We start from the raw sequence: 13,124 nt of genomic DNA, 5'->3' as shown, positions 1-13,124 counted from the left end.
TCAATCCTTGCGCAGCACCCCGTACACCACCTGATAGGTGGCCGGCAGGCCCTGGGGCTGGCGGAAATGTTCGTAAGCCTCGACCAGGGCGCGCACCCGCGCCCGCCCGGTGAGGCCGCCCGGGCGCCCGGGATTGAGGTTGTGCGCGCCGAGCGCCTTGAGTTCGTGGGTCAGGGCGCGCAGATCGGGGAAGTGCAGCGTTCTGGCCTGGCGCTCCAGCGTCAATAATTGCAGGCCGCTGGCCGCGCACAGCGCCTGGTAATCGTCGAAACGACGGAAACGATTGACGTGGACGAAGCCGTCCACCGCCTGCCAGCTGTCGCGCAGCTCCTGCAGGGTGCCGACGCACAGGCTGCTGAAGGCCAGCACACCGCCGGGGCGCAATACCCGCTGCGCCTCCGCCAGCACGGCAGCGAAGTCGCCACACCACTGCACGGCCAGGCTGGAATAGATCAGATCGAGGCGGCCATCGCGCAGCGGCAGACGCTCGGCATCGCCGGCGACGAAGTGCTGGGCGCCGCCCTGCGGCCGAGCGTGGCGCAGCATGCCCTCGGCCAGGTCCAGGGCCAGCCCGCTGCCCTGCGGGTAGCGCGCAGCCAGGCCACGGCTGAAGTAGCCAGTGCCGCAGCCCAGGTCCAGCCAGCGGGCAGGGGTCAGCGCCGGCAGACGTGCCAGCAGCTCGTTGCCGACATCGCGCTGCAGCGCGGCGACGCCGTCGTAGCTCTGTGCCGCTCGCGAGAAGGAGGCCGCGACTTGGCGCTTGCCCGGCAGGTCGCCCTGCTGCTGTGGCTCAGACATCGCCAGCCTCGCCGAGGAAGGCCAGTATCGCCGCCGCTATCTCGTGCGGACGCTCCAGCGGGAAGGCGTGGCTGACTTCCTCGATCAGCCCCACCTCGATATCCGGCTGCAGCATCAGCAGTTCGCCCGCTACCTCGGCCGGCACCAGGGCGTCGGCGCCGGCCAGCAGGTGCAGTTGCGGCCCGGCAAAGCGCTGCACGGCACTGCGTCCGTCGAAGTTGCCCAGCACCTCCAGCCCCGCCAGTAGCACCTCGGCAGCCGCATGCGGCGCGGCGGCCTGCAGCTGGCGCGCCAGGCCACGCGCCTCGAGCGAGCCTTGGGTGCAGAGCAGACTGAAGCGCTTGAGAGTGGCGGCGGGATCGGCGCGACAACCATCGACGAAGGCATTGAAGGTGGCTTCATCCATCCCGAACGGCCAGTCGGGGCCGGCGACGAAACAGGGGTTGCTGGCCAGGGTCAGCAGGCCGCGGCAGCGTTCACCGCGCAAGGCCGCCAATTCGCTGGCGAGCATGCCGCCAAGCGACCAGCCGCCCAGCCAGGTATGCGGCGGCAGGCGCTCGTCCAGCTCCAGCAGCCAGTCGCGCGGCTCGCCACGGGTCAGTTCGGGTAGCGGCTCGATCTCCACCTTGAGCGTCGGAGCGAGGCCGCGCAGGGCCTCGGCCAGGACTTCCAGCGGCAGGCTGCCCAGGCCCCAGCCCGGCAGCAGGATCAGATGATTACGCATCGCGATTTACCTGCGGCCAGCATTCGGCCAGGGCGTCGAGCAGGCGTTCCAGCTGCGCCTCGCTGTGCAGCGCGGAGAAGGTCACCCGCAGGCGCGCACCGCCGGCGGGCACGGTGGGCGGACGAATCGCACCGACCAGCAGGCCGCGCTCCTTCAGCAGTGCAGAGAGTTGCAGTGCGCGCTCGCTGTCGCCAACCAGAAGCGGCTGGATCGGCGTTGGGCTGTCCATCAGGCTCAGGCCGATCTCGGCGGCGCCGGCACGGAATCGGCCAATCAGCTTGTTCAGGTGGTCGCGGCGCCAGCTTTCCGTGCGCAGCAGCTCGAGGCTCCTCAGCGTGGCGCAGGCCACGGCGGGCGGCTGGCTGGTGGTGTAGATGTAGGGCCGGGCAAACTGGATCAGCGTCTCGATCAGCTCCTCGCTGCCGGCCACGAAGGCGCCGGCGGTACCGAAGGCCTTGCCCAGGGTGCCGACCAACACCGGCACGTCATCCAGGCCCATGCCGAAGTGCTCGACTATGCCGCCACCGGTGGCGCCCAGCGGGCCGAATCCGTGGGCATCGTCGACCATCATCCAGGCACCCTTGCTGCGCGCCTCGGCGCACAGGGTCGGCAGGTCGGCCAGGTCACCGTCCATGCTGAACACGCCGTCGCTCACCACCAGGGTATTGCCCTCGGCGCGCTCCAGGCGCTTGCTCAGGCTCACCGCATCGTTGTGCAGGTAGCGCGAGAAACGCGCGCCGGAAAGCAGGCCGGCATCCAGCAGCGAGGCGTGATTGAGACGGTCCTCCAGCACCGTGTCGCCCTGCCCTACCAGTGCGGTGACAGCTGCGAGATTGGCCATATAGCCGGTGGAAAACAGCAGGGCTCGCGGGCGGCCAGTGAACTCGGCCAGCGCCTCTTCCAGCTCGTGGTGCGGCGTGCTGTGGCCAATCACCAGGTGCGAGGCGCCGCCGCCCACGCCCCAGCGCCCGGCGCCGGCGCGCATGGCCGCGATCACCTCGGGGTGATTGGCCAGGCCCAGATAGTCGTTGGAACAGAAGGCCAGCAGCGCCTGGCCATCGACCACCACCTCCGACCCTTGCGGGCCTTCCAGCAACGGGCGCTGGCGATAGAGGTGAGCGGCGCGGCGCTCGGCGAGACGGGTGGCAAGATCGAAGGTCATGGGCGCGAATACCGGCAATCGGTGGATAACCGCAAGCGGGTTATCCACCCTACGAAGAGGTCAGGTTCAGCGTAGGGTGGATCGGAGCGCGCAGCTCATCCACCAAACAGGCCATTAGGCCGAAGCGGCGTCGTAGAACAGCTTGCCGTCGCGCTGCTCGACCAGGGCCTGCTCGATGGCAGCCTGGTGCACCTCGTCGGCGTGCTCTTCGCGCTCTTCCGGCTTGATGCCAAGGCGGGCGAACAGCTGCATGTCCTTGTCGGCCTGCGGGTTCTTGGTGGTCAGCAGCTTCTCGCCGTAGAAGATCGAGTTGGCACCCGCCATAAAGGCCAGGGCCTGCATCTGCTCGTTCATCGCCTCACGACCGGCGGACAGGCGCACGTGGGATTTCGGCATAATGATCCGCGCCACGGCGAGCATGCGGATGAAGTCGAACGGGTCGACGTCCTTCTCACCGGCCAGCGGCGTGCCCTCGACCTTGACCAGCATGTTGATCGGCACCGACTCCGGATGCTCGGGCAGGTTGGCCAGCTGGATAAGCAGGCCGGCGCGATCGTCCAGCGATTCGCCCATGCCGAGGATGCCGCCGGAGCAGATCTTCATCCCCGCATCGCGCACGTAGGTCAGGGTCTGCAGGCGCTCGGCGTAGGTGCGGGTGGTGATGATGTTGCCGTAGAACTCCGGCGAGGTGTCGAGGTTGTGGTTGTAGTAGTCGAGGCCGGCCTCGGCCAGGGCGCGGGTCTGCTCCTGGTCGAGCTTGCCGAGGGTCATGCAGGTTTCCAGGCCGAGCTTCTTCACGCCCTCGACCATCTTCAGCACGTAGGGCATGTCCTTCGCCGACGGGTGCTTCCACGCCGCGCCCATGCAGAAACGGGTGGACCCGATGGCCTTGGCCTCGGCGGCCGCCTCCAGCACCTTCTGCACTTCCATCAATTTTTGCTTGTCCAGGCCGGTGTTGTAGTGGCCGGACTGCGGGCAGTATTTGCAGTCTTCCGGGCAGGCGCCGGTCTTGATCGACAGCAGGGTGGAGACCTGCACGCGGTTCGGGTCGAAGTGCGCGCGGTGGACGGTCTGGGCCTGGAACAGCAGGTCGTTGAACGGCTGCTCGAACAGCGCCTTCACCTCGGCGAGGGACCAATCATGACGGGTGACGGAAGCGATACTGGCGCTCATGGGGTATTCCTTGTTCTAGGCTGTGCGACACGGCTGCGAGGCATAGTCAAAGGAAGGACCATGCGCTGTCAACCATTCACCGATGGCCAGGTTTACATCTGGACGAAAAATAAACAAACGTGCTTGTTGTGCGCCGAAGCGGCGGACACCGAGCATCCGCTGTGCAGTGCCTGCGAGGGCGAACTGCCGTGGCTGAGCGGCCACTGCAACGTCTGCGCCCTGCCCCTGCCGGCCACCGGCCTGACCTGCGGCACCTGCCTTAAGCGACCACCGAGCTTCACCCGGGTGGAAGCAGCCTGGCGCTACGCCTTTCCGGTCGACAGCCTGATCACCCGCTTCAAGCACCAGGCGCAGTGGCCAATGGGACGTCTGCTGGCCGAGCTTCTGTCACAGAAGCTGCAACACGCCTTCGCCGAGGGCCTGCCGCGCCCCGATCTGCTGCTGCCCGTGCCGCTGGGGCGCAAGCGCCTGCGCAGCCGCGGCTTCAACCAGGCCGCAATGCTCGCCGGCTGGCTGGGCAAGAGCCTGCAGCTGCCGGTGCAGGAACGCTGGCTGCTGCGTCCGCAGGAAGGTGCGCATCAGCAGGAGCTGGACGCGGCCGCGCGCAAACGCAACCTGCGCCAGGCATTCGCCCTCGACGAATGCGCCGAGGTGCACGGCCGACATATCGCGCTGGTCGATGACGTACTCACCACCGGCGCCACAGCCGAGGCGCTGGCGCGCCTGCTGCTGAAAGCCGGCGCGGCGCGCGTGGATACCTACTGCCTGGCCCGCACGCCCAAGCCGGGAGATTGACCGCAGTCTCTGGATCGCGCATCGTGCACCGCTATATACAAAACTATATTGCGCCTGAGCCATGACGCTGCTGACCGCCCTTGCCCAGCACATTGCCCGCCGCCCGCAACGCATCGCCCTGCTCCAGCAGGTGGCGGAACAGGGCTCGATCACCCGTGCAGCCAAAGCCGCCGGACTCAGCTACAAGGCAGCCTGGGACGCTATAGACGAGCTGAACAACCTGGCCGGCCAGGCGCTGGTCGAGCGCAGCGTCGGTGGCAAGGGCGGCGGCGGCGCGCGCCTGTCGGCCACTGGCGAACGCCTGCTGCAGCTGTATCGCCGTTTCGAACAGCTGCAGGCGCAGCTGTTCGACGCCGCCGAACAGGATGCCGACCTGGCCCTGCTCGGCCGCCTGATGCTGCGCACCAGTGCGCGCAACCAGCTCAGCGGCCGGGTCAGCGCCATCCAGCCGCAGGGCCGCAACGACCTGATCGAAATCACCCTGGGCGACGACAACCGCCTGCTGGCGCAGATCACCCACGACAGCACCCTGCACCTGGAGCTGGTCATCGGCAGCACCGTGGTCGCGCTGTTCAAGGCCGGCTGCCTGGAGCTGCTGCCGAGCGAACCGCCAGCCGCAGGCGCGCTGCGCGGCGAGGTCGAGGGCGTGCTCGATGAGGGCGACGGCCCCTGCGAAGTACGCATTGCCCTACCCGGCGGACAGCGCCTGTGCGCCCTGCTCGATGCCCAGCAATTGCCGGCTCTCAACCTGGCCGTCGGCCGACCGATCCAGGCCTGCGTTGCCCCCGGCCAGGTCCTGCTGGGCATCGCCACCTGAAGACGAGGAGTCCACCATGCGTCGCCTGCTACTCTCCCTCGTCCTGCTCGGTGTCACCCAGGCCCAGGCCGCCGAGCCGGTGCGCATCGCCGTGGCCGCCAACCTGCTGCCGGTGATGGAGCAGATCGCCAAGGACTACCAGCAACAGACTGGCGCCCAGGTGCAGCTGGCCGGTGGCTCCAGCGGCGCCTTCTTCGAGCAGATCCAGCGCGGCGCGCCCTTCGACCTGTTCTATTCGGCCGACGCGGTGCGCCCGGACAAACTGGCCGCCGCCGGTACGGGCGCAGCAGCGCGCACCTACGCCTGCGGCCGCCTGGCCCTGTGGGTACCGCTGGCCGCACCCAAGCTCGACGCCCTGCCCGCCGGCAAGATCGCCATCGCCCAGCCGGACACCGCCCCCTACGGCAAGGCCGCCCTGCAAACTCTCGAGCGCAGCGGCCAACTGGACGCACTCAAGCCGCGCCTGGTGTACGCCCAGGACATCGGCCAGACCTTCCAGTTCGTCACCACCGGCCACGCGCCGAGCGGCTTCGTCGCGCTCAGCCAGCTGACCGCGGCCAAGACTCCGACCGCGCAGTACGTGCAGGTCGACGCCAAACTCTACGACCCGCTAGTACAGAAGCGCGTGCTGCTGGCCAAGGGCGAGCGCCAGGCGGCCGCCGAGGCCTTTCTGGCGTTCTTCGACGCCCAGCACGAAACCCTGAGAGCAGCAGGCTACGCACTGCCCGGCGAGGTCGACTGTGCTGCTGACTGACAGCGACTGGCAGGCACTGTCGATCACCCTGCAGCTGGCGGCGCTGTCCACCGCCCTGCTGCTGGTGATCGGCCTGCCGCTGGCAGCCTGGCGCGTGCGCAAGCAGACGGCGCTGCGGCGCATCCTCGACGCCGTGCTGGCCCTGCCCCTGGTGCTGCCGCCGACCGTGCTGGGCTTCTATCTGCTGGTGCTGTTCGCCCCCACCACGCCGCTCGGCCAGGCCTGGCACTGGCTGACCGGCCAGGGCCTGGCCTTCAGCTTCGCCGGACTGGTTCTGGGCTCGGTGCTCTATTCGCTGCCGTTCGTGGTGCAGCCGCTGACCGTGGCCATGCGCGAGATTCCGCAGAGCCTGCTGGAGGCCGCCGCCAGCCTCGGCGCCAACCGCTGGGAGCGCCTGCTGCGGGTGGTGTTGCCGCTGCTGCGGCGCGGCATCCTGGTCGCCGGCACGCTCGGCTTCGCCCATACCCTGGGCGAGTTCGGCGTGGTGCTGATGCTCGGCGGCAGCATCCCCGGCGAGACCCAGGTGGTGTCCATCGCCCTGTTCCAGCATGTCGAGGCCCTGCGCTACGGCGAAGCACACCGCCTGGCCGCCTGCCTGCTGGGCCTGTCGTTCCTGCTCCTGCTGCTGGTCTACGGCCTGGGCGATACGAGGCGCGCCGCACCGATGCGCAGTTGAGAGGCTGCTTTAGAGATAGACTGGGCGCCCTGACTGGAGCCCGCCATGAGCCACCCCTTCGCCACCCTTACACCTGATCTGGTGCTCGACGCCGTGGAGAGCATCGGCCATCTCAGCGACGCCCGCGTGCTGGCGCTGAACAGCTACGAAAACCGCGTCTACCAGGTAGGCATCGAAGACAGCCAGCCGCTGATCGCCAAGTTCTACCGCCCCGACCGCTGGAGCGATGCGGCGATCCGCGAGGAACACAGCTTCAGCTTTGAGCTGGCCGAATGCGAGGTGCCGGTGGTAGCACCGCTGCAGCAGGACGGCGAGAGCCTGTTCGAGCACGCCGGCTTCCGCTTCGCCCTGTTCCCTCGCCGTGGCGGCCGCGCGCCGGAGCCGGGCAACCTGGATCAGCTCTATAGCCTCGGCCAGCTGCTCGGCCGCCTGCATGCGGTCGGCGCCAGCCGCCCGTTCGCCCACCGCGAGACACTGGCGGTGGATAACTTCGGCCACGCCTCGCTGGCCACCTTGCTGGAAGGTGACTTCGTCCCGCGCAGCCTGCTGCCCGCCTACGAGTCGGTAGCCCGCGACCTGCTCAAGCGCCTGGACGAATTGTTTGGCCGGGTGCGCTACACCCCGGTCCGTCTGCACGGCGACTGCCACCCGGGCAACCTGCTGCACCGCGACGACGCCTTCCATGTCGTCGACCTCGACGACTGCCGCATGGGCCCTGCCGTACAGGACCTGTGGATGATGCTGGCCGGCGACCGCCAGGAGCGCCTCGGCCAGCTCTCCGAGCTGATCGATGGCTATCAGGAATTCCACGACTTCGACTCCCGCGAACTGCCACTGATCGAAGGCCTGCGCGCGCTGCGCCTGATGCACCACAGCGCCTGGATCGCCCGCCGCTGGGACGATCCCGCCTTCCCGCTGGCGTTCCCCTGGTTCGCCAACGAACGCTACTGGGGCGACCAGATCCTGGCCCTGCGCGAGCAACTGGCGGCGCTGGACGAGGAGCCGTTGCGGCTGTTCTGATCACGCGCAGAAGCCCGAAGCCAGCCCCCGCCGTAAAGCCTTTCTTACGCTATTTTCTAATCGGCAGCGCGCGCCAAAGCTGATCACACAGACAAGCTCCATCGACGGGCACTAGAATCAGGCCTCTTACTTAGCTGCCTATCCACCAAGGACGCCCATGTCTTCCGCCAACCCCAGCCGCGGCTATGCCCTCGGCATTGCCGCCTATCTGATCTGGGGCCTGTTCCCGCTCTACTTCAAGGCCATCCAGGCCGTGCCGGCCATGGAGATCATTGCCCACCGGGCGATCTGGTCGGCATTGTTCGGCGCGGCGCTGCTGGCGCTTTGGAAACACCCCGGCTGGTGGCGCGAGCTGCGCGACAACCCCAGGCGGCTGGCGGTGCTCACCGGCAGCGGACTACTGATCGCCAGCAACTGGCTGGTGTATGTGTGGGCGGTGAACAACGGCCGCATGCTCGAGGCGAGCTTGGGGTACTACATCAACCCGCTGATCAACGTGCTGCTGGGCATGCTGCTGCTCGGCGAGCGTTTGCGCCGCCTGCAATGGGTGGCCGTGGCGCTAGCGGCGCTGGGCGTGCTGCAGCAGGTGTGGCAGGTCGGCAGCATTCCCTGGGTTTCGCTGGTACTGGCGCTGACCTTCGGCTTCTACGGTCTGATCCGCAAACAGGCGCCGGTTGCCGCCCTGCCCGGCCTGGTGGTGGAAACCTGGCTGCTGCTGCCGCTCGCCCTCGGCTGGCTGTTGCTACACCCGGCAGCAATGAGTACCCAGTCGGCGTTCTGGAGCAGCAGCGAGGCGCTCTGGCTGATCGCCGCCGGCCCCATCACCCTGGTGCCGCTGCTGTGCTTCAACGCCGCCGCGCGCCACCTGCCCTACACCACCCTGGGCTTCCTGCAGTACCTGGCGCCGACCCTGGTGCTGCTGCAGGCGGTGCTGCTGTTTGGCGAAACGCTGGAGTCGAGCAAGCTGCTGTCCTTCGTGTGCATCTGGGCGGCGCTGTTCATCTACAGTCTGGACATCTGGGTGGGCATGCGTCGTCGCGGCCAGGCTGGCTAGAAAACAGCCAGCCGGCGCAGAAGCGCGGCGCGGCTGGGCTGAGGCGGTTATTCCCAACCTTTTCCACAACTCCATCCCCAGGCTTTGTGCACAAACTCGGCGGGCCTGCTCAGTTCCTGATCGATTGGCTGCAAGCCCCGCCATCCCTGGCCTGCAGCCCTGGCTCCCCAGGCTATCCACAGGACTGCCCACGGCGAACGGGGATAGCCCGGCGCAGCGCCGCGGCGCGCGTTATCCACTGCGTCCAGAAGACCAGGCACTGCACAAATATCAACCAGCGTGCTGCGAGCCGCGCCAGCCGTGAAGCGCAGCGCTACATCCCCGCCTTATCCACAGAACGATCCCCGGCCTTTGTGCACAAGCCATTGATACTGCTGGTTTTCTGAGCGAAGCGCGGGAAGCCGCGAAGTGCCTGGCGTGCAGCGGCCATCCCCCAGGCTGCCCACACCTTCATCCACAGCTTTCGGGGATATCCACGCGCCACGCCGGGCTGGACGAAATTCGCCCAGCGGCCTGCAGACCGCGCCAGCCGTGAGCTGCACGAGATGATCCCCGCACTATCCACAGCTCCATCCCCGGACTTTGTGCACAAGCCACTGAATATGAAGGTTTTTTGACCAGGCAAAGAAAAGCCCCGGGGCACTAGGCAGTGCGCCGGGGCTCCCCAGACTATCCACAGCTTCACCCACGCAAACTGGGGATCACTCCTCGGCAGTGCGCAGGTTCAGCTCCACCATCATGTCGTCGGCCAGGCTTTCCAGCTTGTCGCGCAGCAGGTCCAGCGACAGGGTCAGCGGCACGGCCAGCACCGCGTCGGCGTGAAACAGCGGCTCGCTGCTCATCGGTGCCGGCGCCACCTCGGTGGTCAGGCTCTCCACGTTGACACCGTGCTCGGCCAGCAGACGGGTGATATCGCGGACGATGCCGGGGCGGTCGTTCCCGACCAGGTCCAGGTGGATCGGCTTCCAGGTGCAGGACGGTTCGATGCCGCTCTCCGCCACCAGCACGCGAATGCCATGGGCATTGAGGCCTTGCAGGCCGTCCACCAGCTCGTCATAGCCTTCGGCGGGTACAGCCACGCGCAGGATGCCGGCGAACTGCCCGGCCATGCGCGACATGCGGCTCTCCAGCCAGTTGCCGCCGTGGGCGGCGATGCACTGGGCGATGCGTTCGACCAGGCCCGGTTGGTCCGGGGCGATGACGGTGAGTACCAGATGATCCACGTGCGACTCCTCGTTCAGGTTTCAGGCCGGGGCGTTGAGGCCGAGCCAGTAGGTATAGAACACCTCATCGCGCACATAGCCAAGCTTTTCGTAGAGTGCCTGGCCGGCGAAATTGTCCTTCGCCGTCTCCAGCTGCAGGCCGCAGGCGCCGCTCTGCTCGGCATGGGCGCGAGCGGCATTCATCAGCGTCTCGGCCAGGCCCTGGCGGCGCCCGGCCGGGCTGACGTACAGATCGCTGAGCAGGAAAGCCGGCTTCAGCTGCAGCGAGGCGAAGAACGGGTACAGCTGGACGAAGCCCAGCGCCGTGCCGGCAGCGTCGCGCGCCAGCAACACGACCGACTCGCTGGCGGCCAGGCGCGCGGCGAGAAAGGCCTCGATTTCGCCAATCGGGCGCGGCACCCGGTAGAAGTCCAGATAGCCGGCAAAAAGCTCGACCAGCTCGGGCAGAACGGTGGGTAAATCGGCAGGAAGAACGCGGCTGACCGGCATGGCAACTCCACAGGCGAAAAAGTGCCCGCAGTATAGCCAGCGCCTGCGCCGCCGCCCGGCAGACGGGCACAGTTTGTGACTGATTTTTCCGAATGAGTCATGTAGTATCCGCCGACTCTTACTACATGGCCTTCCGGCCCTGTCTAGCATCAAGTGAGGCAAGCAATGACTGAGCGCGTTCAAGTAGGTGGTCTGCAGGTCGCCAAGGCCCTTTACGACTTCATCAACAACGAAGCCATCCCCGGCACCGGCATCGCTGCCGACAAGTTCTGGGCCGGCGCCGAAGCCGTGATCAACGATCTGGCTCCGAAGAACCGCGCTCTGCTGGCCAAACGTGACGAGTTCCAGGCCAAGATCGACGCCTGGCACCAGGCTCGTAAAGGTCAGGCGCATGACGCCGCCGCGTACAAGGCCTTCCTCCAGGAAATCGGCTACCTGCTGCCGGAACCGGCCGACTTCCAGGCCACCACCCAGAACGTCGACGAAGAAATCGCCCGCCTGGCCGGCCCGCAGCTGGTCGTGCCAGTGATGAACGCGCGCTTCGCCCTGAACGCCTCCAACGCCCGCTGGGGTTCGCTGTACGACGCCCTGTACGGCACCGACGCGATCAGCGAAGAAGGTGGCGCCGAGAAAGGCAAGGGCTACAACAAGGTCCGTGGTGACAAGGTCATCGCCTTCGCCCGCGCCTTCCTCGACGAAGCCGCCCCGCTGGAAGGCGCTTCCCACGTCGACGCCACCGCCTACGTGGTGAAGAACGGCCAACTGGCTGTGGCCCTGAAGAACGGCAGCGAAGCCAGCCTGAAGAACGCCGCCCAGTTCATCGCCTTCCAGGGCGACGCCGCCGCGCCGATCGCCGTGCTGCTCAAGCACAACGGCCTGCACTTCGAGATCCAGATCGACGCTTCCAGCCCGATCGGCCAGACCGATGCCGCCGGCGTCAAGGACGTGCTGATGGAAGCCGCCCTGACCACCATCATGGACTGCGAAGACTCGGTCGCCGCCGTCGATGCCGATGACAAGGTCATCGTCTACCGCAACTGGCTCGGCCTGATGAAGGGCGACCTGGCCGAAGAGGTCAGCAAGGGCGGCACTACCTTCACCCGTACCATGAACCCGGACCGCGTCTACACCAAGGCCGACGGCTCCGAGCTGACCCTGCACGGCCGCAGCCTGCTGTTCGTGCGTAACGTCGGCCACCTGATGACCAACCCGGCGATCCTCGATGCCCAGGGCAACGAAATTCCGGAAGGCATCCAGGACGGTCTGTTCACCAGCCTGATCGCCATCCACAACCTGAATGGCAACACCAGCCGCAAGAACACCCGCACCGGTTCGGTCTACATCGTGAAGCCGAAGATGCACGGCCCGGAAGAAGTCGCCTTCACCGGCGAAATCTTCAGCCGCGTCGAAGACGTGCTCGGCCTGCCGCGCAACACCCTGAAAGTCGGCATCATGGACGAAGAGCGCCGCACCACCGTCAACCTGAAAGCCTGTATCAAAGCGGCTTCGGAGCGCGTGGTATTTATCAACACCGGCTTCCTCGACCGTACCGGTGATGAAATCCACACCTCCATGGAAGCCGGCGCCGTAGTGCGCAAGGCCGCCATGAAAGCCGAGAAGTGGATCAGCGCCTACGAGAACTGGAACGTCGACATCGGCCTGGCCACCGGCCTGCAGGGTCGCGCCCAGATCGGCAAAGGCATGTGGGCCATGCCCGACCTGATGGCCGGCATGCTCGAGCAGAAGATCGCCCACCCGCTGGCCGGTGCCAACACCGCCTGGGTACCGTCGCCGACCGCCGCCGCGCTGCACGCCCTGCACTACCACAAGGTCGACGTGTTCGCCCGCCAGGCCGAACTGGCCAAGCGCGAGCGCGCCTCCATCGACGACATCCTGAGCATCCCGCTGGCCAAGGACACCAACTGGTCGGCCGAGGAAATCCAGAACGAACTGGACAACAACTCCCAGGGCATCCTCGGTTACGTGGTGCGCTGGATCGACCAGGGCGTCGGCTGCTCCAAGGTGCCGGACATCAACGACGTCGGCCTGATGGAAGACCGCGCCACCCTGCGTATCTCCAGCCAGCTGCTGGCCAACTGGCTGCGCCACGGCATCGTCACCGAAGAGCAGGTGGTCGCCAGCCTCAAGCGCATGGCGCCGGTGGTTGACCGCCAGAACGCCGCCGACCCGCTGTACCGTCCGCTGGCGCCGAACTTCGACAGCAACATCGCCTTCCAGGCTGCCCTGGAGCTGGTGGTCGAAGGCACCAAGCAGCCGAACGGCTACACCGAGCCGGTCCTGCACCGCCGCCGCCGCGAGTTCAAGGCCGCCAACGGCCTGTAATTCTCAGCAGCAGTGAAAGAACCGCCCTCCGGGGCGGTTTTTTTATGCCCGCTAACAGGGCAGCGGCGCAGGGCTGCTTATCGGGATAACCCCGGG

Annotated in this window: 13 protein-coding genes; 7 read left to right on the top strand and 6 right to left on the bottom strand. The window is 67.1% G+C overall.

Features of this window, described 5'->3' with window-relative positions; translation table 11 throughout:
• The 4 genes from bioC to bioB form a co-directional block, all read right to left on the bottom strand.
• Positions 1-798 carry a malonyl-ACP O-methyltransferase BioC gene (bioC, locus tag IB232_RS14115; RefSeq protein WP_192399253.1) on the bottom strand — a complete coding sequence of 266 codons (798 nt, stop codon included), beginning with the start codon at positions 796-798 and terminating at the stop codon, positions 1-3.
• A complete protein-coding gene (locus tag IB232_RS14110; protein WP_192399252.1) occupies positions 791-1,522 on the bottom strand; it encodes an alpha/beta fold hydrolase in 732 nt (243 codons plus the stop codon). The genes bioC and IB232_RS14110 overlap by 8 nt, the downstream gene beginning before the upstream one ends.
• The gene (gene bioF, locus IB232_RS14105) at positions 1,515-2,684 is read right to left on the bottom strand and encodes an 8-amino-7-oxononanoate synthase (protein ID WP_192399251.1); all 1,170 of its coding nucleotides are present in this window, start codon (positions 2,682-2,684) and stop codon (positions 1,515-1,517) included. Before bioF ends, IB232_RS14110 begins: the two co-directional genes overlap by 8 nt.
• Positions 2,685-2,798: 114 nt before the next feature.
• Positions 2,799-3,857: a biotin synthase BioB gene (bioB, locus tag IB232_RS14100; protein ID WP_192399250.1), complete on the bottom strand. Its 1,059-nt coding sequence runs from the start codon at positions 3,855-3,857 to the stop codon at positions 2,799-2,801.
• Positions 3,858-3,917: 60 nt separating this feature from the next.
• Here bioB and IB232_RS14095 point away from each other — a divergent pair, with 60 nt between their 5' ends.
• From IB232_RS14095 to rarD, 6 genes are all read left to right on the top strand, one after another.
• Positions 3,918-4,652: a ComF family protein gene (locus tag IB232_RS14095; protein WP_192399249.1), complete on the top strand. Its 735-nt coding sequence runs from the start codon at positions 3,918-3,920 to the stop codon at positions 4,650-4,652.
• Between the two features lie 61 nt (positions 4,653-4,713).
• Positions 4,714-5,469 (top strand): TOBE domain-containing protein, encoded by a 756-nt coding sequence (locus IB232_RS14090; protein ID WP_192399248.1) that lies wholly within the window; start codon positions 4,714-4,716, stop codon positions 5,467-5,469.
• 16 nt (positions 5,470-5,485) lie between these two features.
• A complete protein-coding gene (gene modA / locus IB232_RS14085) occupies positions 5,486-6,223 on the top strand; it encodes a molybdate ABC transporter substrate-binding protein (protein ID WP_192399247.1) in 738 nt (245 codons plus the stop codon).
• Positions 6,210-6,899 (top strand): molybdate ABC transporter permease subunit, encoded by a 690-nt coding sequence (gene modB / locus IB232_RS14080; protein WP_192399246.1) that lies wholly within the window; start codon positions 6,210-6,212, stop codon positions 6,897-6,899. Before modA ends, modB begins: the two co-directional genes overlap by 14 nt.
• A 45-nt stretch (positions 6,900-6,944) precedes the next feature.
• A complete protein-coding gene (locus IB232_RS14075; protein WP_192399245.1) occupies positions 6,945-7,919 on the top strand; it encodes a serine/threonine protein kinase in 975 nt (324 codons plus the stop codon).
• Positions 7,920-8,076: 157 nt separating this feature from the next.
• Entirely contained in the window at positions 8,077-8,973 is an 897-nt protein-coding gene (gene rarD, locus IB232_RS14070) for an EamA family transporter RarD (protein ID WP_192399244.1), read from the top strand.
• Between the two features lie 701 nt (positions 8,974-9,674).
• Here rarD and IB232_RS14065 read toward each other — a convergent pair.
• Both IB232_RS14065 and IB232_RS14060 read right to left on the bottom strand, forming a co-directional pair.
• Positions 9,675-10,196 (bottom strand): glycine cleavage system protein R, encoded by a 522-nt coding sequence (locus tag IB232_RS14065; protein ID WP_192399243.1) that lies wholly within the window; start codon positions 10,194-10,196, stop codon positions 9,675-9,677.
• A 21-nt stretch (positions 10,197-10,217) separates the two neighbouring features.
• Positions 10,218-10,685: a GNAT family N-acetyltransferase gene (locus IB232_RS14060; RefSeq protein ID WP_192399242.1), complete on the bottom strand. Its 468-nt coding sequence runs from the start codon at positions 10,683-10,685 to the stop codon at positions 10,218-10,220.
• Positions 10,686-10,850: 165 nt separating this feature from the next.
• On the opposite strand from IB232_RS14060, the gene IB232_RS14055 reads away from it, so the two are divergent.
• Positions 10,851-13,028, top strand: a complete 2,178-nt coding sequence (locus IB232_RS14055) for a malate synthase G (protein ID WP_192399241.1) — start codon at positions 10,851-10,853, stop codon at positions 13,026-13,028.
• The last annotated feature ends 96 nt before the right edge of the window (positions 13,029-13,124 follow it).

This window comes from Pseudomonas sp. PDM15, assembly GCF_014851565.1.
Lineage (GTDB): Bacteria > Pseudomonadota > Gammaproteobacteria > Pseudomonadales > Pseudomonadaceae > Aquipseudomonas.
The sequence above is the reverse complement of the archived record's forward strand: the minus strand, read 5'-3'. Positions and strand labels throughout refer to the sequence as shown.

Bases quoted from the DNA above. Each gene is read 5' to 3' on its own strand.
- bioC (WP_192399253.1), bottom strand. From the start codon at position 798: ATGTCTGAGCCACAGCAGCAGGGCGACCTGCCGGGCAAGCGCCAAGTC.
- IB232_RS14110 (WP_192399252.1), bottom strand. From the start codon at position 1,522: ATGCGTAATCATCTGATCCTGCTGCCGGGCTGGGGCCTGGGCAGCCTG.
- bioF (WP_192399251.1), bottom strand. From the start codon at position 2,684: ATGACCTTCGATCTTGCCACCCGTCTCGCCGAGCGCCGCGCCGCTCAC.
- bioB (WP_192399250.1), bottom strand. From the start codon at position 3,857: ATGAGCGCCAGTATCGCTTCCGTCACCCGTCATGATTGGTCCCTCGCC.
- IB232_RS14095 (WP_192399249.1), top strand. From the start codon at position 3,918: ATGCGCTGTCAACCATTCACCGATGGCCAGGTTTACATCTGGACGAAA.
- IB232_RS14090 (WP_192399248.1), top strand. From the start codon at position 4,714: ATGACGCTGCTGACCGCCCTTGCCCAGCACATTGCCCGCCGCCCGCAA.
- modA (WP_192399247.1), top strand. From the start codon at position 5,486: ATGCGTCGCCTGCTACTCTCCCTCGTCCTGCTCGGTGTCACCCAGGCC.
- IB232_RS14075 (WP_192399245.1), top strand. From the start codon at position 6,945: ATGAGCCACCCCTTCGCCACCCTTACACCTGATCTGGTGCTCGACGCC.
- rarD (WP_192399244.1), top strand. From the start codon at position 8,077: ATGTCTTCCGCCAACCCCAGCCGCGGCTATGCCCTCGGCATTGCCGCC.
- IB232_RS14060 (WP_192399242.1), bottom strand. From the start codon at position 10,685: ATGCCGGTCAGCCGCGTTCTTCCTGCCGATTTACCCACCGTTCTGCCC.
- IB232_RS14055 (WP_192399241.1), top strand. From the start codon at position 10,851: ATGACTGAGCGCGTTCAAGTAGGTGGTCTGCAGGTCGCCAAGGCCCTT.